The following is a 19,693-nucleotide window of genomic DNA, read 5'->3' on the forward strand; positions in this document are numbered from 1 at the left end:
GCTAGCCCTGCCCGTGCGGCGCCTCGCGCTCGCACACGAAGACGGCCGTTCCCGGAACGAGGCGCCCGCGCAGCGGCGACCAGCCGCCCCATTCCTGCTCGTTCCAGTCGGGCCACTCCGGTTCGACGACGTCGAGGAGCCTGAGCCCGGCGCCGACCACGTCCCGGACGCGGTCGCCCATGGTGCGGTGGTGCTCGACGTACACGGCGCGCCCCGCCTCGTCCTCCTCCACGTAGGGCGTCCTGTCGAAGTAGGAGGAGAGCACGGTCAGACCCTCGGGACCCGGCTCGTCCGGCAGCGCCCAGCGGAAGGGGTGGGTGACGGAGAAGACGAAGCGCCCGCCGGGGCGCAGCACGCGCCGCACCTCCCGCAGCACGCGGACCGGCTCCGCCACGAACGGCAGCGCCCCGAACGCGGAGCACGCCAGGTCGAACGAGCCGTCCGCGAAGGGCAGCGCGCAGGCGTCGGCCTCCACGAGAGGGATCGCCGGCCGGCCCTGGGAGTCGTCGATGCGCAGCGCGTGCTGCAGCTGCCGGTGCGAGATGTCGAGGGCGACGGGGTGCGCGCCCTGCGCGGCCAGCCAGCGCGAGCACTGCGCCGCCCCGGCACCGACCTCAAGGATCCGGCGGCCGCGCAGAGCCGCGGGCGGCCCGAGCAGGCGGGCCCGCTCCTCGTCCAGCCCCTCGGGGCACCACACGAACCGGGCGTCACCGAGGAACGCGCCGTGCTCGTCCTGGTACTCGTCGGCGTTCCCGTCCCACCAGTGCCGGTTGGCGCGGCTGCTCTCGGCGGTTCCGGCGGCACGCCGCACCGCTGCGGGCTCCGGCCCGCCGTCTTCGGTCATCACGCCAGCCGTCGTTCTCTCGATCTCGGATTTCCTGTCAGGGAGATTTGCCGGGGCCGGGGCCCCTCGTCAGGCTCTTCGGGAGGCTCAGGGAGCGTGACAGAGGCGCGGATCGCGACGGGGTGCGCCGGTTATGGGACGTTCCACCCCTGCTGTGCTCTTTCGCGCATTGACCATGCCCAGCGGCCCCCGTATGCTACAAGTTGCGCTGCGGGCCTGCGTGCCTCGGACGGAGCAGGCCGCGCTCGCATCGGTGGTGTATCCCCTCGGGTTTGTAGCTCTCAAGGCTGTGTCCGGCTGGCTTGCATGCGCGGTGCGATAACGGGCTCTCGGCGTGGCAGTACCTACGACTTCATGTCCGTACCGGAGACCCTTTCACACATGACGAGCAGCACCGAGACCACCGCCACCACTCCGCAGGTTGCGGTAAACGACATCGGTTCCGAGGAAGCCTTCCTCGCCGCGATCGACGAGACGATCAAGTACTTCAACGACGGCGACATCGTCGACGGCGTCATCGTGAAGGTCGACCGGGACGAGGTCCTGCTCGACATCGGTTACAAAACCGAAGGTGTCATCCCTTCCCGTGAGCTGTCGATCAAGCACGACGTCGACCCCAACGAGGTCGTCGCCGTCGGAGACGAGATCGAGGCCCTGGTTCTCCAGAAGGAGGACAAGGAAGGCCGCCTGATCCTCTCCAAGAAGCGTGCGCAGTACGAGCGCGCCTGGGGCACGATCGAGAAGATCAAGGAAGAAGACGGCATCGTCACCGGCACCGTCATCGAGGTCGTCAAGGGCGGCCTCATCCTCGACATCGGCCTCCGCGGCTTCCTCCCCGCCTCCCTCGTGGAGATGCGCCGGGTCCGCGACCTGCAGCCGTACGTCGGCAAGGAGCTCGAAGCCAAGATCATCGAGCTCGACAAGAACCGGAACAACGTGGTTCTCTCCCGCCGTGCCTGGCTGGAGCAGACGCAGAGCGAGGTCCGCCAGACCTTCCTCACCACCCTCCAGAAGGGCCAGGTGCGCTCCGGCGTCGTCTCGTCCATCGTCAACTTCGGCGCCTTCGTCGACCTCGGCGGTGTCGACGGTCTGGTCCACGTCTCCGAGCTGTCCTGGAAGCACATCGACCACCCCTCCGAGGTCGTCGAGGTCGGCCAGGAGGTCACGGTCGAGGTCCTGGACGTCGACATGGACCGCGAGCGCGTCTCGCTGTCCCTGAAGGCCACGCAGGAAGACCCGTGGCAGCAGTTCGCCCGCACGCACCAGATCGGCCAGGTCGTGCCCGGCAAGGTCACGAAGCTGGTTCCGTTCGGTGCGTTCGTCCGCGTGGACGAGGGCATCGAGGGTCTGGTCCACATCTCCGAGCTGGCCGAGCGCCACGTGGAGATCCCGGAGCAGGTCGTCCAGGTCAACGACGAGATCTTCGTCAAGGTCATCGACATCGACCTCGAGCGCCGCCGCATCAGCCTCTCGCTGAAGCAGGCCAACGAGGCCTTCGGTGCCGACCCGACGGCGGTCGACTTCGACCCGACGCTGTACGGCATGGCCGCCTCGTACGACGACCAGGGCAACTACATCTACCCCGAGGGCTTCGACCCCGAGGCCAACGACTGGCTGGAGGGGTACGAGAAGCAGCGCGAGGAGTGGGAGCGTCAGTACGCCGACGCGCAGACCCGCTTCGAGCAGCACCAGGCGCAGGTCATCAAGTCCCGCGAGGCCGACGAGCAGGCGGCGGCCGAAGGCGCTGCCGGCGGCGGCAACGCCCAGCAGCAGCAGGGCGGCGGCGGTGGCGGCCAGGCCGGCGGTTCCGGCGGCGGCTCGTACTCCTCGGAGTCGAACGAGGACGCCGGTGCTCTCGCCTCCGACGAGGCGCTGGCAGCCCTCCGCGAGAAGCTCGCGGGCGGCCAGAGCTGAGCGCTCACCGCTGAGCGGTAGCTGAAGCAGACGAGGTGGGGTCCGCTCCTTCGGGAGCGGGCCCCACCTTCGTGTGCGCGGACTTCGCGCCCCGCCGGGCCCGAGGCAGAACGGGTCCCGGACGGATCGATGAGGACGCGTACGCCCTCCTGCGGCTGGTACTCGCCGACGTGCCGGGGACCGGTGCGGCGGCCGGGGGAGCGCGGCGGGAATGCGCGGAGCCCCGTCGGCCGTTGTGCGAGAGGAACGCGACGAGAAGGGGCGCCAGCAGTGCACGCATCGCACAGTGGGCAGAAGATGTACACGTGGGACGAGAGCGGACTCGAAGCGGTCGACGCCGTCATCGAAGACCCGGACGGTGCCGGGCTGGTGATGCTCTATCACTTCCAGGGGTACATGGACGCGGGCGAGGCCGGTGAGCAGATCGTCGATCGGCTGAAGGCGAGCCAGCCCTACGTGACCGTCGCCCGGTTCGACACCGACCGGCTCGTGGACTACCGCGCGCGCCGTCCCGCCATGACGTTCCGCCGCGACCGGTGGGTCTCCTACGACACGCCTCGTCTGGAGCTGCTCCTGATGCGCGACGCCACCGGCGTGCCGTTCCTGCTGCTGTCCGGGCCAGAACCGGACGTGCAGTGGGAGGGGTTCACCGAGGCGGTGCGGGAGATCACCGGCCGTCTGGACGTGCGCATGGCCGTCAACTTCCACGGCATCCCCATGGGGGTGCCCCACACCCGTCCCGTGGGGCTCACCCCGCACGGCACGCGCACGGACCTGGTGCCGGGGCACCGTCCGCTCTTCGAGGAGGCCGAAGTCCCCGGCAGCGCCGCCGGGTTGATCGAGCTGCGGCTCGCTGAGGCGGGCCTCGACGTGCTGGGAGTGGTCGCGCACGTGCCGCACTACGTCGCGCGCTCCAGCTATCCGGACGCCGCCGTCGTCATCGTGGACGCCGTGACGTCCGCGACCGGGCTGGTGCTCCCGGAGGTCGCGCACGCGCTGCGCACGGAAGCGCTGAAGACCCAGGACGAGATCGAACGGCAGCTCGCCGAGGGCGACGACGACCTGGTGTCCGTCGTGCGCGGCCTGGAGCAGCAGTACGACGCTCTCGCGGGCGCGGAGACCCGGGGCAGCCTGGTCGCGGAGCCGAGTGAACTGCCGTCGGCCGACGAGCTGGGGGCGGTCTTCGAGCGCTTCCTCGCCGAGCGTGAGGGCGAAGGCGGAAGCGCGGGCGGTGCCGGCGCGGGCCGCTGACACTGGTCCCGCCTCTCCCCGGCCGGCACCGGGAGGCCGGCAAGCAGCGTATAGCGTGGCACGCATGCTGAAGGTCGGACTGACGGGCGGAATCGGCGCGGGCAAGAGCGAGGTCTCACGGCTGCTCGACTCCTACGGCGCCGTGATCGTCGACGCTGACAAGATCGCCCGCGAGGTCGTGGAGCCGGGAACGCCCGGGCTCGCCGCCGTGGTCCAGGAGTTCGGAGCCGGAATCCTCACGCCTGAGGGCACCCTCGACCGCCAGAGGCTCGGATCGGTCGTCTTCGCCGACTCCGACCGGCTGGCCGCGCTGAACGCCATCGTCCACCCCCTCGTCGGCGAGCGCTCCGCGGAGCTGGAGCGGGCGGCGGTCGAGGAGGAGCGGGCCGGAGGGGAAGAGAGCCCCGCCGTGGTCGTCCACGACGTACCGCTGATCGCGGAGAACGGGCTCGCCCCCCTCTACGACCTCGTCGTGGTCGTCGACGCCTCGCCGGGGACGCAGCTCGAGCGGCTGACGCGCGTCCGCGGCATGTCCCGGGAGGAGGCCGCCGCCCGGATGGCGGCACAGGCGACGCGCGCCGAGCGGCTCGCCGTCGCCGACATCGTGATCGACAACGACGGCACGCTCGCGGACCTGGAGGCCCGGGTCCGTGAGGTGTGGGAGGAGCTGCGCAGGCGGGCGGCGGCGGCGCGCTCCTGACGTAGCCCGCTCCGGTGGGAGCAGAGTGCGCACGGTTGCGGCAGGGAATACGTGAAGGGGACGGGGGCGTTCCCGCGCCCGTGAGCCGCAACTGTCACCGGCACCGGTGAGGAGGCAGCCAACGTGTCCGAGGCCACCCCCGAGACCCTGGTCATCGAGTTCCGCGCCGCCGAGCAGCTGCTCGACGCCCGCGACCCGCGAGGTGCGCTCAAACTGCTCGACACGGTCGTCGCAGCGCATCCGGAGAACACCGCGGCACGGCTGCTGCGGGCCCGCGCCTTCTTCCTCGGGGCACAACTGCGCCCGGCGGAAATGGAGTTCCAGACCGTTCTGGAGCGCGAGCCCGACAACGCCTTCGCCCACTTCGCGCTGGGCCGCACGCTCCAGCGTGCCAACCGTGCCGACGAGGCCCGCCGGCACTTCCGGCTCGCCGCGGCGCTCGACCCGCGGCCCGACTTCGTCGAGGCGGCCGCTTTCGATCCCCCGCAGCCCACCTGAGCCGCTGCCGGCGCGCCGGCGGCCTCCCGCGGTCCGGCCCGGCCGGGGGACTGCTCGAACCTGACCGGCTCCCTCCTTACGGCGCCCGGGCACCCTGTGACTAGGGTGTCCGGGCGGTGGCGTGAGCGGGCCCGCACTGCGCGTCCGCTCGGACGGCCGCCGGGCAGGACCGGTGGCGGGGAGTGCAGAAGGCGCGGCGCCGTACGGACGTGGTAGCAGGGGGGCAGGGCATGGGGCGGTTCTTCGGCGGTACGGGAGCAGCGGGGCCGGAACTGGAGCTGGGCGGTGGGGGGACGTTCGCGCCGCTCCCGGCTCCCAGCTGGAAGGGGCGGGTCTTCGGCGGGCTGTTCTTCGTTCTCGCAGCGGTCTGCGTCGGCATAGCCGCCTACAACATCGCCCACACGGCCGGTCTGGCCGGACGGCCCGGCACCGTCACCGTGGAGCGGTGCTGGACGGAGCACGGGTCGGGGCGCAACAGCGACAAGACCGTCTGCTCCGGCACCTTCCGCCCGGACGACGGCACCCGCGCCGTGCCGGACGCGGTGGTGCCCCGGGCTCTGAGGGACGGGCAGAAGATCGCCGTACAGCAGACCGGACGGGGCTACCTTCCCAACGGTGTCGGGGAGAGCGCCCGCTGGATCGCGCTCTTCTTCTTCGCCTGGATCGTCGCCGCTCTGGGCATCCCCTTCGCCGCGACCGGGATATTCCCGGGCAAAGGCCAGGCCGCCGCCGTCGGCACCAGAATCCGAGGGACCAGGGCCGCGCGGGTGCTGAAGTACATGCTGGCCGGCGGCGCCGGGGGAGCGGCCGTGAGCCTCTACGTGACCTGGGTGCTCTGAGCCCGCCTCAGGGTCTCCGCGGGTCTGCCCGGAAGGGGCACCCGCCCGGCGGGTGTCAGCGGGCCTGCTTTGCCGCCCACTCGCGCAGGACGGCGAAGTCCGGGGCGCGCAGCCCGCGGGCCGGGTCCACCCAGTGCAGCAGCGCCGGGCCGTCATGGTGAGCGGCGACGTAGCGCTGGTCGTGCGCCGTGATCCCGTCGTCGACCCAGGCGAAGGGGCGTCCACGCGCCCACGCGACGATCTGGGGCACCTTCCAATGGGCGCCGTCGGGACCGGGCTTGAAGAGTTCGCCCCACTCGATGACGGGCAGGTGCGGGAGGCCGATCACCGGTCCGATGTGCTTGTTGGCGCCGTGCATCCACGTCGTCGCCCAGACCAAGTCGTAAGGCAGAGCGGTCAGTTGGGGTCCGTGTGCGGGGTTGAGCCAGACGCGCAGCGGTGCCACCTCCTCCTCGGGCAGAGGGGCGTGCCGTGCGATCCAGTCGTCCGGTTTGCAGCGGTGGGCGGTGTAGCCGCGGGGGCGCCAGCGCAGGCGTCTGCGCCACCGGTTGGCGAAGGGGTTGAGCGGGCCGTCCACGTCGAGGAGGAGCGCTGGCGGCGTCGGCGTCGGCTGCATCCCACCATCTTGCCGTGCGGCGGGGGACGGCGGTGGGCCGTTGCCGCACCGTCCGGCTGCCGCCGCACCGCACCGTGACGCGCGGACGTCAGCCCGGGGCGGGGGCTTCGCCTCGCCGGGCCTGGGGGAGGGGCGCGTCTGCCGGGAGCAGGGTGCTGTCCCAGCGCCATGACGTGCGGCGGGGGAGGCCCGGCAGCTCCGTACGGCCCGTCGCCCACAGCAGCGAGGGCCACGGGGCGGCGTCAGTGCGCACGTCACGGAAGAGGCGGTGCAGGACCCGCTCGCACAGTCCGGCAGGAGGGTCCCAGGGGAATCCGAGGCCCTGCGCCACGTCGTGCAGGTGCACGAGGGTCTCCACGATGCCCATCGCCGCGAACCCTTCCGGGTCCGAGACGCCGTAGGGATGCCAGGCGCGTACGTCCGCCGGAGCCGTGCGGACCACCGCCTCCAGCATGGCGCCGCACGCCTCCAGCACCTGGACGAGCCCCGCGTTGCCCGCTTCGACGTCCGCGAGGACGGTGTTGGCCGGGCCGCCGGCCTCCCGTGACGTGTAGGCGAAGGGAACGCCCGAACTCAACGGCGGCTTCCGCGGGCCCAGTTGGGCCGCGTAGCCGAAGTAGTCGTCGGCGAGATGCTCGACGGTGTCCCGGCAACTCCACTCCAGGGAGCCCGCACGCACCCGCCAGTCCGCGGACGCCGCCGCGGTCAGGGCCGCCGAGGCGAGCCCCACGGACTGCCGCACGTCGTCGGGCGTCACGGGCGCCCGTCCCCGGTCGTCGCTTGTCGGCATGGGGTGACCGTAGCAACACGGTGAGCGTCCGCGCCTCCCCTTTTCCGGCGGTACCTGCTGGTCAGAGACGTGCGGGAGCATTGTCGGCGGTCCCGCCTAGACTCGGCCGGGTCCGGCAGGGGACCGTGCGCCGCAGGGGAGCGCACGGTCGCCCGGCACAGCACGACGGCGCGGCCACGTCCCGGGCCGGTACGAGGAGCGGAGACGGTGACGCGCATGGAGCTGCTCCCGGAGGACGGGCTCGCGCGGTGCGCTGGCGTCTTCCTCCCGGGGCGGCCTTCGCGAGAGGGCAGGCTCGCCTTCTGGCGTCCGGACGGCGGACCGCTGCCCGAACTCGCCCCGCACGCGGCGGAGTTCCCCGGCCCGGACTCGGCCAGGCACGAGGCGGCTGCCGGGAGCGGGGCCTCCTCGGCCATGACGGTCGCCCGCCGGCACGGCAGGGGCGCCCGCGTCCGTACGGTCCCGTCGGTGACCCTCCCCGTGTCCGCCGTGCTGCCGCTGCTGCTGCGCGCCCGGCACGTACGCGGCGCGCATCCCGCCACGGCGTGCTGGGGCGCCGCGGCCCAGCACGCGCTGCACTTGCTCGCCCGGGGCCGGATCCTGCCGGGCCTGTCCGACGGGGACGTCGACGAGTGGCGGGCCGGGCCCCTCGACGCCGGCGACACCGCGCACCTCCGCGCGATCGCCGCGGCCATGCCCGCCGAGGCCCACGCCGTGCCCGTCCCCGGCAGCAGCCCGCTGCGGCTCCCCGACCCCCTCCCGCTGCTGCGCGCCTTCCTCGACGCGGTCGCCGACACCCTGCCCCGCACCCCTGCCGCGCCCCACGCCGCCGGCAGGCCCTTCGCCGCCCGGGCCCCGCAGCGGCTCCCTCACGCGCGCGAGTGGGCGGCCGAGGTTGCGGCGGGCATGGACGAGGGGGTGCGGATCTCGCTGCGCCTCGACCTGGCGGCGCACGACGTCTTCGACGCCGACCCGGACGGGAGCGCGGGTGTGGGCGGCGTGGCCGCCGGAGGCACTGACGGGGAGGCGCCGGGGCTCACCGGGCAGGAGCGCAGATCCGCCGCCGTCGTGCAGGTGCACAGCCTCGCCGAGCCCACCCTCGTCGCGGACGCCGCCGAACTCTGGTCCGGAGCGAGTGACTTCGGGCCGCGGTCCCGCATGGACACACTGCTGGCGGTGCGCCGCGCCGCACGAGTCTGGCCCCCGCTGGGGCGGCTGCTGGAGCGGCCCGTGCCGGACGTACTGCCGCTGTCCGAGGAGGAGGTGGCCGACCTGCTGGGCCGTGCGGCGACGCGGCTCGCCGCGGCGGGGGTCGCGGTGCACTGGCCGCGTGACCTGGCGCGCGAGCTGAAGGCCACCGCGGTGATCCGCCCCGCGCCCGGTTCGGCGGCCGACGGGTTCGGCTTCTTCGAGTCGGACGAACTCCTCGACTTCCGCTGGCAGTTGGCCCTCGGCGGCGAGCAGCTGACCGAGTCCGAGATGGACGCGCTCGCAGAGGCGCACCGTCCCGTCGTCCGGCTGCGCGGCCAGTGGGTGCTGGTCGACCCCGCCCTCATCCGCAAGGCGCGCAAACGCCAACTCGGCCTGCTGGCCCCGCTCGACGCCCTGTCGGCGGCGCTCTCCGGCACCGTCGAGATCGACGGCGAGACCGTCGAGGCGGTGCCGGCCGGTGCTCTCGCGGCGCTCCGGGGCCGCCTGACGGGGCGGCTTCCCCTGCCGTCCCCGCCGGAAGGGCTCCACGCCGAACTGCGGGAGTACCAGCTGAAGGGCCTGGCCTGGCTGGAGATGATGACCTCGCTCGGGCTGGGCGGCTGCCTGGCCGACGACATGGGCCTGGGCAAGACCGTCACCCTGATCGCGCTCCATCTGCGCCGAGCGAATCCGGCGCCGACGCTCGTCGTCTGCCCCGCCTCGCTGCTCGGCAACTGGCAGCGTGAGATCGAACGCTTCGCGCCCGGTGTCGCGGTGCGGCGCTTCCACGGCAGCGACCGGAGCCTCGAAGACGTGGGGGAGACGGGCGGGTTCGTGCTCACCACCTACGGCACGATGCGCTCCAGCGCCGCCGAACTCGCCGGGCACCGCTGGGGGTTGGTCGTCGCGGACGAGGCGCAGCACGTGAAGAACCCCCGTTCCGCCACGGCCGCCGCGCTGCGCACCCTCCGCGCGCCCGCCCGCGTGGCGCTCACCGGCACACCCGTCGAGAACAACCTCTCCGAGCTCTGGGCCGTCCTCGACTGGACCACGCCGGGACTGCTCGGCCCGCTCACCGCCTTCAGGTCTCGCCACGCGAGGGCCGTCGAAGGCGGCGAGGACCAGGAGGCGACGGAACGGCTCGCGCGGCTGGTGCGGCCGTTCCTGCTGCGGCGCAGGAAGTCCGACCCGGGCATCGTCCCCGAACTCCCGCCCAAGACCGAGACCGACCATCCCGTGGCGCTGGCACGCGAACAGGCGGGCCTGTACGCGGCGGTCGTACGGGAGACGCTCGCCCAGATCGAGGCGGCCGAGGGCATCGCACGCCGGGGGCTGGTCATGAAGCTCCTGACGGCCCTGAAGCAGATCTGCAACCACCCGGCGCAGTACCTCAAGGAAGCGGCGGGACCTCCGGGCGGTGAGGAGCAGGCGGCCCGGAAGAACCGTTCGGGCAAGCTGGAGTTGCTGGACGAACTGCTGGACACGATCCTCGCCGAGGACGGCGCGGTGCTCGTCTTCACGCAGTACGTCGCCATGGCGCGCATCATCGAGCGTCACCTCCGCCGTCGCGGCGTACCCGTGCAGCTGCTGCACGGTGGTACGCCCGTGCCGCGCCGGGAGGAGATGGTGCGCCGCTTCCAGGAAGGCCTGTGCCCGGTGTTCCTGCTGTCGCTGAAGGCAGCGGGGACGGGCCTGAACCTCACCCGCGCCTCGCACGTGGTGCACTACGACCGGTGGTGGAACCCGGCCGTCGAAGACCAGGCGACCGACCGTGCGTACCGCATCGGGCAGACCCAGCCCGTGCAGGTCCACCGGCTCGTGACGGAGGGCACCGTCGAGGAGCGCATCGCCCTGCTGCTTGAGTCCAAGAAGGAGCTGGCGGACGCGGTGCTCGGCGGCGGTGAGGGTGCGCTGTCCGAGCTGAGCGACGCGGAACTCGCCGACCTCGTCAGGCTGAGGCGGACCGCATGAGCGCCGGACGGCCGCCCGGCGGCAGCGCCCGCCCGCGAGAGCCGGGCCACCCGCCTGAGCTGCGGGACGCGCGGAATCGGCGGGGCGTGCGAGACCTGCGCGAGGATGCCGGGGCCGGCCGCTCCGGGGCGGTGCCGGGCCGGCGCACCCGCGCCCTCGCACCGCTGCCGCCCCGGCCCGGGGCCCGCGGCCCGTTCGCGGAGACGTGGTGGGGCAACGCGTGGGTGGAAGCGCTGGAGGAGTCGTCGCTGGAGCCGGGCCGCCTGTCGCGGGGCCGCACTTACGCTCGCGGCGGCCATGTCGGCACGATCACCGTCGCACCGGGCCGAATCGCGGCGCAGGTGCACGGCAGCCGCCCCCGCCCGTACCGGACGGCTGTCCGGCTGCCGGTCCTCACCGCCCGGCAGTGGGACGCGTTCCTGGACGCGGTCACCGCCCGCCCGGACCACATCGCCGCTCTGCTGGACAGGGAGATGCCCCGCGACCTCGCCGAGCCGGCGGCCGGCGCCGGAGTGCGGCTGCTGCCCGGGCCGGGCGAGGTCGACCCGTCCTGCTCCTGCCCGGACGCCGGCCGTCCCTGCAAGCACGCGGCGGCCCTCTGCTACCAGGCGGCCCGCTTCCTCGACGCCGATCCGTTCGTGCTGCTCCTCGTGCGGGGCCGCGGCGAGGAGGAGCTGCTGGACGAACTCGCCCGGCGGAACGCAGCGTCGAACTCCGAAGCGTCGAACGATGCGTCGAACCCCGACGCAGCGAACTCAGCAGGATCTGGCGGAGCGACATCTGACGGCGACAGAGGCAGCACGTCCGCACAGAGCCCCGGACAGACCACCGGTGTGCTTGCCAGGGAAGCGCTCGCCACCTCCGTACGCCCGCCGCTCCCGGAGCCCCTTCCGCCCCCTCCCTCGCCGGGGAAGCCACCGGTTCTGCCCGAACTGCCGGGCGCCCAGGACCCGTCGGCGCTCTCCTTCCTTGCCGCCGGCGCGATCGAACGCGCCTGTCTGGCGCTGACCGACCCCGGCTCCCTCCGGCCGCCGCCGCTGGAGCGTGACGCGGTCCGCCTGGCTGCCACGCACCCCGCACTCACCGGCCGCGGCACGCTCTCGGCCCGCTTCGCGCAGCTCGCCCGGGGCACCGGCCACACGCCCGTCAGCCTGGCACGGGCCGCCGCCGCGTGGCGGCAGGGCGCGGAGGGGCCCGCCTTGCTGGAGTCCGCCTGGAACCCGCCGGCGGGCGACTTCGACAGGGCGCGAGGTGCGTTCGCGGCGGCCGGTCTGCCCCGCATGTCGATCGACCGCAACCGTCTCACCGACCCCACCCGCTCCTGCCAGTTGCGCTACGGAAGGGACGGCCGCTGGTACCCGTACCGCAACGAGCGCCGGCCGGGACCGGGCGGCGAGCACGGGCACGGGGACGACTGGTGGCCGGAAGGGCCGTCGGAGGCCGATCCCGTCGCGGCCCTCACCTCCTTGCTGGAAGGCGGCTGACCGGGCGGTACACGGCGCGGCCGCGCCGCCCCAAGTGCCCCCGCCGCCCGGGCTGTTGCCGGGCGCGCACGCCCGCCGGCCTGCGCAGTCATCGGGATGTCATCACGATGTGAGGAGCCGTCCCTAGCGTCAGGTGTGTTCGCTGACGGACGTACCACCACAGGGGGAGATCAGGCAATGCCGAAGACCAGCAGGACGGCACGGGCTGTGCGCATCGCGGCCGTGACAGCGGCGTTGGCGGCCGGGACGGCACTCGCCTTCCCCTCCGCCGCCCAAGCAGCCGACGCAGAGCGCTACTACGTTCAGATCGGCGGAACCGGCGCGACACCGCCGGCGCCTCACTGCACCTTCTCCTACGACGCCGCGAACGAGGCCCTCGACCTCGGCTCCTCCGCGATCCCGGTGTGCTACCCGGCCACCGCGGGCCCGTTCATCGGTCCGAGCGGGCCGCTGCTCGACGGCCTCGAGCCCCATCCCGACGCCCTCACCGCACCGAGCTACGACTCCAGTGTGCAGCAGGGGTACAAGGAGGCGCTGCGGGTCGCCAAGGAGACGCACCGAGCGCACCCGGACGCCCGGATCACGATCACCGGCTACTCCCAGGGCGCCCAGATCGCGGACGAAGTGCTCAAGACGATCGCCAACGAGGACACCGGCATTCCGCGTTCCAAGGTCGACGGCAAGCTCTACGCCGACCCGATGCAGCCCGGCACCGGGCTCACGGCCAACATCCCGAGGGGGTGGGGCGTGCCGGGCTTCACCTCTCCCGGCGCCGGACCGCACGACTTCAACGGCATCCCGGTCACGCGGTACTGCATCGAAGGCGACCCGATCTGCGACGCGTCGCTGCTGAAGGCGACCGGCTACATCACCCTGCACCCGAAGTACACGGAGGCCGGGAACGCCATCGCTCAGACCCTCGCCGACGCCCCGGCCAACGGCGTCCAGTGGCGGAACGCCGACGGAAGCCCCCGCTAGGGTGCGTCGTCTGGATCTTCGTGGTTGGGCGAGTGGCGTCCGGTGCGTCCGGATGCCAGGCGGAGGATCGCCCTCGTACCGGGCGTGCTGGGCGTCGCGAGCCCGCGAAGATCCAAACGGCTGGGGCACGTCGGGCCCCGGCGAACGGCCGCCCCTGCGCGGCTGCCTGACGGCGGCTCCATGAAGGCGGCATTCTCAGCGTCCTGAGGGGGACAGCGGCCCGGCCGGACACGCTCCGGCCGGGCCCCGCTGCGCCCGCCGCGCACCTACGCGCCGTTCCCGTCCGGCTTCCGCCGCCGCCCGAGTCCGTCCAGTGCGCGGGAGAGTCTCGCCCGGTTCGCGCCGGCGGCGGGGAGACTGGTCCCCCGCTCGAAGAAGTCGCGGGCGCCGTCCAGTTCCTCCGTCCCGACGCCGTGCCAGATCAGCCGGCGCCGTACCGCGATCTCCGGAGCTGTGCCGGTCTCCTCGTCCAGTACGGCGCGTGACCGTCGCCGGAGCTCCGCGGCAGCCCGGTGGTTGCCGAGGTCCGCTTCTGCGGAGGACAGCTTTCCGAGGACCGCTGAGTAGAGCGGTACGTCGCCGAGACGCCTGGCCAGGTCCTCGGCCTTTCCCAGTGTTCCGACGGCGTCGGCCGGCTGCCCGAGGTCGAGTTGCAGAAGGCCGAGGCGGAGCAGCGTCTTGCCGTGCAGCCGCGGGCTGCCCGTCCTCTCGGCGAGGGCGATCGCCTCCGTGTAGCGGTCGTACGCCTTGCCGTACTCCCCGAGCTGGTGGTGCATGTCGCCGACGCGAGTCATGACGGAGCCCGTAAGCCAGCCGTCGTGCTCGAACTTCTCCAGCAGTCCGGCCACTTGGGCGAAGTGCGCCATGGACTCGGCGATCCGCCCCTCCAGGTTGGCGAACGTCCCCAGCCCGGCCGCGGCTCTGGCCTGCTCGTGCGGGTCGCCTGCCCGGCGGCTGATGTCCAGAGCTTCCGTGAAGCAGGCGCGGGCCTGCTGGTACCGGCCCTGCAGCCCGTACATGATGCCCAGGCTGGTGCGCAGCGCGGAGACCGTACGTCCGCCGGACGCCTGGCCGGCGACGGGCAGCAGCGACTCCAACGCGATGCGGCACTCGTGGAACCGTCCCTGCCGCGTGAGGTAGTCGACCAGGCCCTCGGCGATCCGGCACGCCTCGTCCAGGTGCCCGACGGCGACCGCCCGGCTGACGACGTCGACGAGTTCACCGCCCGCGGCGTCCAGCCAGGCCGTGGCTTCCTCCCAGTCGGTGAAGGGCCCGGTCTCCTGCGGTCCGGCTGAGAAGGAGGAGCTCCAGTCGCTGGCGCACTCGGCGGCGGTCGCGTACAGCCTGAAGACGCCTTCCTGTCCTGCCGCGACCTCGCCCGGCGCCGCGGCGGCGAGGCGCCGGGCGAAGACCGCCGCCAGATCGTGCAGCCGGTAGCGGTCGGCCGTCACGCGCTGCGCCAGGCCCGCGTCGGCCAGGCTCTCCAGGCGGCGTTCGGCGTCGCCCGGTACCAAGCCGAGCAGCGCGGCCAGCGTCAGCCGGTCCAGCCGCACCGTAGGAGAAAGGCCCAGGGCCCGGAAGGCGCGCCGCTCCGCGTCCGGGAGCTGGTCGTACGAGACGTGGAACGCCGCTTCGACGCTGCGGTCCTCGACCGCGAGCTCGTCGAGCCGGCGCTCGTCGTCCGCCAGGCGGGCCGCCAGGGCCTCGACCTCCCACAGCGGGCGGTCCTGTATCCGGGCCCCGATGATGCGCAGCGCCAGCGGGAGCCGGCCGCACAGCACGGCCAGTTCCCGTACGGCCAGACGCTCGCGGTCGGATCCGTCGCCGCCGACGATGCGGGCCAGCAGCCCCGCTGCCTGGTCGATACCGAGAGGTGAAAGCGAGACCCTGCGGTCCGCGTCCAGCCCCGTCAGCCGCCTGCGGCTCGTGACCATCACCAGGCTGCCGGCCCCCGCCGGCAGCAGCGGCCGCACCTGCTCGGCGCTCGCGGCGTCGTCGAGTACGAGGAGCAGCCGGAGGGAGGCGGTCGCCGCCCGCCACGACGCGGCCAGCTCGTCCAGATCTCCGGAGTCCTCACCCTCGCCGGCACCCACGGCGCGCAGGAGCCGGCGCAGCACCCGCTGCCTGGTCGCCGTCTCGTGGTCCTTCCGGTGCCCGTGCAGCTCCAGGAACAGGCAGCCGTCGGGGTACCGGTCCCGCAGCGCCCGGGCCGCCCGCACCACGAGGGCGGTCTTCCCCACTCCGGCCATGCCGTCCACCGCGCGGACGGTGACCCCCTGCCCGTCCGCGGGCGCGGAGAGAAGGGCGACCTCCCGGTCCCGGCCGGTGAAGCTGCCTGCCTCGACGGGCAGTTCGTGGCGTACCCGGCGCTGACGGCTGCCGCCCGGCTGCCCGGCGCCGACCGGGCGTTCCGTCGAGCGGCCCGTCGCGACCGGACGTCGCGCCGTCCTTCCACGGGGCGTCACGGGGCCGAGCAGGAAGTCGTCGTCGCCCCGGAGGACGGCCTCGTGGACCCGGCGCAACTCGGCCCCGGGGTCCACCCCCTGGTCGTCCAGCAGCCGCCGGCGCATCGTGGAGTAGACGCCGAGCGCGTCGGCCTGCCGGTTGCCGGCATGGAGGGCACGCATGAGCAGCGCGGCCAGCGCCTCGTTGTACGGGTGGGTCGTCGTCAGGGAGAACAGTTCGCCGAGGGCCTCGGAGTGCCGTCCCAGCCGGAGCTGGCAGTGGGCCTTCTCCTGCACCAGCGTCAGCCGCCGCTCCGCCAGCCGCAGCCGCTCCCCTTCCGCGAAGGGCCCGGGGATTCCGGTCAGAGGCTCGCCCCGGAAGAGTCCCAGCGCCTCGGACCACGCGTCCACCGCGGCGTCCAGATCTCCGGAATCCTTCGCCGAACGGGCCTCGGCGGCGAACTCCTCGCATCGCTGCACGTCCACGGACGCGCTCCGCGGGGCGAACCGGTAGCCGCCGCGGACGGTTCCGATCACGGAATCCGCCGGGCCTTTCGTACCGGCGTCAAGACGGCGGCGTAATCGGTGGACGTAGACGGGGATCACTTTGTCGCCGGTGCCCGGGGGTTCCGAACCCCATCCCCCGTCGAGCAATTGCTGCCGGCTGACGGTTCTGCCGGGCCGGAGCAGCAGGGCGGTCAGGAGAGCCTGTTCACGGACCGGTCCGAGTTCCAGGCTGACGTCCCCGCGCCACGCCTGGAGCGGCCCGAGCAGGGCGAATCGAATTCGCTGACCGGCATCCGCGGATAACTCGCATGTAGTCGGCACCCGGAGAGCCTATGAAATCCCCGGCGTGACTCTGTGGCCATCACAAGACCTGCGCCCGTCGCGTACGGAGGCGCCACAACGTCCGGCATGCCGGAAACGAATTCGCGTCAACGTGGCCGGTTCCAGGGACGTTTCACAATCCGTCCGCTGAAATCGAGCGTGCGCGAGTGTGATTCGCGCCGACGGGGATTCGCATTCCCGTTATTCGCCGCCGGGGCGGGAGTGCTCCGGGAGCAGGGCCGCTCCCGGAGCACTCACGCACTCACCTCCGGAAGCCGACCAGCTCGTGCAGTGCCGCGCCGCTGCGGTCAGCCGGGCGTCCGCTGTCCGGACCGTACGGGGTCGGCACGGCCGACTCGGCGGCCTCCGGGCTCACCGGCTCCGGGTCGGGAAGGGCGGCACAGACCGCGTCCGCGTCCCCGCTGCCCTTGCCGCGCGGAACCTCGCCCGTCGAGAGGTACTTCGACAGGTGACCGTCCAGGCATTCGCTGCCGCCGAGCGTGATGCCGTGGTTGCCGCCGCCCTCCTCGACGACGAGGCTGGAGCCGCGCAGCTTGCGGTGCATGGAGACGGCGCCGCCGTACGGCGTGGCCGCGTCCTCGGTGGCCTGGAAGAGCAGCACCGGCGGCAGCTTCTTGTTCGAAACCCCGGGCGCCTTCAGCGAATCGGTCGGCCAGAACGCGCAAGGCGCGTTGTACCAGGCGTTGTTCCAGGTCATGAAGGGCGACTTGGCGTGGGCCTCGGCCATGTCGCGGCGCCAGGTGCCCCAGTCGCGCGGCCAGGAGGTGTCGCGGCACTGCACCGCGGTGTAGACCGAGTATCCGTTGTCTCCGCCGGCGTCGATGGCGGCGAAGGCGTCGTACGCCTCGGTCAGCGGCTCCGCGTCGTCCTTCTTCACGAACGCGGCGAAGGCCGAGGCGAGGTCCGGCCAGTAGCCGTTGTAGTACCCGCCGGGCAGGAAGGTGTCCTCCAGTTCGGCGGGGCCGACCTTGCCGCCCGCGGGCTTCTCGCGCACCGCCTCGCGCATCTTGTACCAGGCCTTCTCCACGGCGGCCGGATCGGTGCCGAGGCCGTACGTCGCGTCGTGTTCGGCTACCCACGCGGCGAACGCCTTGTGCCGGGCGTCGAAGGCGTGGTCCTGGGCGATGTTGTTGTCGTACCAGACCCCGTCGGGGTCGACGACGCTGTCCAGCACCGCGCGGCGCACCCGCTCGGGGTGCAGCTTCGCGTACACCGCCCCGAGGTAGGTGCCGTACGAGTAGCCGAAGTAGTTGATCTTCTTGCTGCCGAGGGCGCGCCGGATCGATTCCATGTCCTCGGCGGCGCTCACCGTGTCGATGTGGCGCAGCAGCTTGCCGTACTTCTTGCCGCAGGCGTCGGCGAAGCCCTCGGCCCGCTTGACGTTCGCCCGCTCGTCCTTCGCACTGCGCGGCACGCTGTCGGGGCGCACGGGGTCGAAGTACCCCGGTTCGCAGTCCAGGGCGGGTTCGCTCTTGCCGACGCCGCGCGGGTCGAACCCGATGACGTCGTACTGCGCGGCCACCTTCTCCGGCAGCGAACCGGCGACGAAGCCGGCGAGGCTCAGTCCGCTGCCGCCCGGCCCGCCGGGGTTGACCAGCAGCGGGCCCTGCGACTTCGCCGCTGTGTGCTCGACGCGCGACAGCGCGAGGGAGATCTTCTTGCCGCCCGGCTTCGAGTGGTCGAGCGGTACGCGGAGCGTGGCGCACTGCAACTCCGGATAGTTCTCCGTGGCGCAGTCCTTCCACTTGAGCGCGGCGCCCACGGCACCGGCGGCGCCTGCGCCGTCCTGCTGCCCGGCCCCGGCGTTCGCCGTCACCGGGATCGCCGTGAGCACACCGGCGAGCACCACTGCGGCTGCGCCGTGCACGGCTATGACCCGTCTTCTCATCGGAGCTCCCATGTGGAGTCAAGGCCGCACCCGTCGCGGCCATACGGCATCGTGCAGCACACAGGCCCCACTCGGGACGGTTCTTCGCCGATTCGTATCGGAAGGAATCAGCCGGACGTAACACCCGGATAGTCACGGGAGGACCGTGAACAGGATCAACATGCTTATTACGTAAGTCAGTTGATGCGGGTGTTCGCACCGGGCCCCGGATGCCGTCACGGAACGGCGGGTCCACCGCGCGGAGTGTCCCGGGACGTGCTCCGCGCCGCGTCCGACACCGCCGCGCGCGCCGCGGCGACGGTCTCCTCCAGCCTTCCGCTGTGGGCGCCGCGCCAGTAGAGGCGCCCGCAGTCACGGCAGCGCACGAACGTCCGGTACGTACGCCGCGTCCCCGGTGGAAGCTGCCCGGCGATCTCCCCCTTCGGGACGGGCGTGAGCGGCCCGTTGCACGCCATGCAGCGCGTCCACGGGGCGAGCGGTGGCGCGAACCTGTCCAGGACGTCGAGGAGCTGGGCGTCCGGCCGCGCGCCCCGCACGTACGCGCCCAGCCACAGAGCTCTCCGCTGCAGCAGCCCGCGGTCCTGGGTGAGCAGCAACCGGTGCTCGGCACCCGCCTGTTCCACGAGCGCCTGGTCGGACATGTCGTTGCGGTACGCGGCGTCCAGCCCGAGCAACCGCAGTCGCCGGGCCAGCGCGCCCAGATGGACGTCGAGCACGAAGGACGGCGGGGCGCCGTGCGGAACGGACTGCGGGTCCTGCGGGCGGCGTACGGGCGAGACGCTCACTGCCTCCTCGCCACGCGGACGATGCGACGGCCGGACGGTCCGGCCCCCTGCGGTCAGCTCGCCCACCTCCGTGAGCGGGACGCCGAGGGACTGCACGACGTGGCCGAGCGTGAACGTGTCGTCATGCGGCACCAGGACCTCGTCCTCGCGGCGGTGCCGTACGGCCAGGAGGAAACGCAGCTCCGGGGCGAACCGCAACCGGAGCCCCGGACGGGACGGCACAGGGGCGTCCGCGCGCGGCGGCCGGCCCCCGGGCCGTGTCACGGCCCCGCTTGCGGCGGGGGCGAGCCGGGCGGAGCGTGATCGTGCCGCACGGCGTCGGGGGGCGGAGTGGGGCGGACCTCGAATCCGGAGAGGCCCTCGGGTTCCTCGTCGTGTACCAGCACCTGGTCCACCCGCGCGGCGGGCGGCCCGTCGTGCGCCCAGTCGACGAGCTTCCCGACCGCGTCCGCCGCGCCTTCGAACGCCGCCTCCACGGTGCCGTCCGGGAGGTTGCGGACCCAGCCGCCGACGCCCTGGGAAGCCGCCTCGCGGCGGCACGTGTCGCGGAAGAAGACGCCCTGTACCGCGCCGGAGACGATCACGCGCTTGCGGTTCATGGGCCGGGCACCTCCGGTGGTCAGCCAGCCGACGCCGTGGATCACTCCGCTC

Annotated in this window: 15 protein-coding genes and 1 pseudogene; 8 read left to right on the plus strand and 8 right to left on the minus strand. The window is 72.9% G+C overall.

Features of this window, described 5'->3' with window-relative positions; all coding sequences use genetic code 11:
• Window position 1: 1 nt before the first annotated feature.
• Entirely contained in the window at window positions 2–844 is an 843-nt protein-coding gene (locus IEY56_RS16300; protein ID WP_189037924.1) for a class I SAM-dependent methyltransferase, read from the minus strand.
• A 381-nt stretch (window positions 845–1,225) separates the two neighbouring features.
• Between IEY56_RS16300 and rpsA the strand changes: the two genes are divergently transcribed.
• The 5 genes from rpsA to IEY56_RS16325 all read left to right on the plus strand — a co-directional run bounded on the left by rpsA (window position 1,226) and on the right by IEY56_RS16325 (window position 6,046).
• Window positions 1,226–2,758, plus strand: coding sequence for a 30S ribosomal protein S1 (gene rpsA, locus IEY56_RS16305; protein ID WP_189037925.1), 1,533 nt, complete (start codon window positions 1,226–1,228; stop codon window positions 2,756–2,758).
• A 297-nt stretch (window positions 2,759–3,055) separates the two neighbouring features.
• Window positions 3,056–4,009: a PAC2 family protein gene (locus tag IEY56_RS16310; RefSeq protein ID WP_189037926.1), complete on the plus strand. Its 954-nt coding sequence runs from the start codon at window positions 3,056–3,058 to the stop codon at window positions 4,007–4,009.
• A gap of 64 nt (window positions 4,010–4,073) precedes the next feature.
• The gene (gene coaE / locus IEY56_RS16315) at window positions 4,074–4,709 is read left to right on the plus strand and encodes a dephospho-CoA kinase (protein ID WP_189037927.1); all 636 of its coding nucleotides are present in this window, start codon (window positions 4,074–4,076) and stop codon (window positions 4,707–4,709) included.
• Between the two features lie 123 nt (window positions 4,710–4,832).
• On the plus strand, window positions 4,833–5,207 hold the full coding sequence (locus IEY56_RS16320; protein ID WP_045864242.1) for a tetratricopeptide repeat protein: 375 nt from the start codon (window positions 4,833–4,835) through the stop codon (window positions 5,205–5,207).
• Between the two features lie 230 nt (window positions 5,208–5,437).
• Window positions 5,438–6,046, plus strand: coding sequence for a hypothetical protein (locus IEY56_RS16325; RefSeq protein WP_189037928.1), 609 nt, complete (start codon window positions 5,438–5,440; stop codon window positions 6,044–6,046).
• A gap of 55 nt (window positions 6,047–6,101) precedes the next feature.
• Here the strand turns inward: IEY56_RS16325 and IEY56_RS16330 are convergent, their stop codons facing one another.
• Window positions 6,102–6,662, minus strand: a complete 561-nt coding sequence (locus tag IEY56_RS16330; protein WP_189037929.1) for a hypothetical protein — start codon at window positions 6,660–6,662, stop codon at window positions 6,102–6,104.
• Window positions 6,663–6,750: 88 nt separating this feature from the next.
• A complete protein-coding gene (locus tag IEY56_RS16335; RefSeq protein ID WP_189037930.1) occupies window positions 6,751–7,452 on the minus strand; it encodes a maleylpyruvate isomerase mycothiol-dependent enzyme family protein in 702 nt (233 codons plus the stop codon).
• 216 nt (window positions 7,453–7,668) lie between these two features.
• Between IEY56_RS16335 and IEY56_RS16340 the strand changes: the two genes are divergently transcribed.
• The 3 genes from IEY56_RS16340 (at window position 7,669) to IEY56_RS16350 (ending at window position 13,076) form a co-directional block, all read left to right on the plus strand.
• Window positions 7,669–10,614 carry an SCO1167/SCO6262 family helicase gene (locus IEY56_RS16340; protein ID WP_189038057.1) on the plus strand — a complete coding sequence of 982 codons (2,946 nt, stop codon included), beginning with the start codon at window positions 7,669–7,671 and terminating at the stop codon, window positions 10,612–10,614.
• An 86-nt stretch (window positions 10,615–10,700) separates the two neighbouring features.
• A complete protein-coding gene (locus IEY56_RS16345) occupies window positions 10,701–12,098 on the plus strand; it encodes an SWIM zinc finger family protein (protein ID WP_229711943.1) in 1,398 nt (465 codons plus the stop codon).
• A gap of 177 nt (window positions 12,099–12,275) precedes the next feature.
• Window positions 12,276–13,076 (plus strand): cutinase family protein, encoded by an 801-nt coding sequence (locus IEY56_RS16350; protein ID WP_189037932.1) that lies wholly within the window; start codon window positions 12,276–12,278, stop codon window positions 13,074–13,076.
• A 266-nt stretch (window positions 13,077–13,342) separates the two neighbouring features.
• Here IEY56_RS16350 and IEY56_RS16355 read toward each other — a convergent pair whose 3' ends face one another.
• From IEY56_RS16355 to IEY56_RS16370, 5 genes and pseudogenes are all read right to left on the minus strand, one after another.
• Complete coding sequence (locus IEY56_RS16355) at window positions 13,343–16,006, minus strand: ATP-binding protein (protein WP_373292105.1); 2,664 nt, start codon at window positions 16,004–16,006, stop codon at window positions 13,343–13,345.
• A 30-nt stretch (window positions 16,007–16,036) separates the two neighbouring features.
• Window positions 16,037–16,348: pseudogene (locus tag IEY56_RS29090) on the minus strand (winged helix-turn-helix domain-containing protein); the annotation flags it as partial.
• A gap of 262 nt (window positions 16,349–16,610) precedes the next feature.
• Window positions 16,611–18,257 (minus strand): alpha/beta hydrolase, encoded by a 1,647-nt coding sequence (locus IEY56_RS16360; RefSeq protein ID WP_189037934.1) that lies wholly within the window; start codon window positions 18,255–18,257, stop codon window positions 16,611–16,613.
• 215 nt (window positions 18,258–18,472) lie between these two features.
• On the minus strand, window positions 18,473–19,264 hold the full coding sequence (locus IEY56_RS16365) for a Mut7-C RNAse domain-containing protein (protein WP_189037935.1): 792 nt from the start codon (window positions 19,262–19,264) through the stop codon (window positions 18,473–18,475).
• 38 nt (window positions 19,265–19,302) lie between these two features.
• Window positions 19,303–19,641 carry an acylphosphatase gene (locus tag IEY56_RS16370; RefSeq protein WP_189038058.1) on the minus strand — a complete coding sequence of 113 codons (339 nt, stop codon included), beginning with the start codon at window positions 19,639–19,641 and terminating at the stop codon, window positions 19,303–19,305.
• Window positions 19,642–19,693: the final 52 nt, after the last annotated feature.

This window comes from Streptomyces daqingensis (assembly GCF_014645895.1).
Lineage (GTDB): Bacteria > Actinomycetota > Actinomycetes > Streptomycetales > Streptomycetaceae > Streptomyces > Streptomyces daqingensis.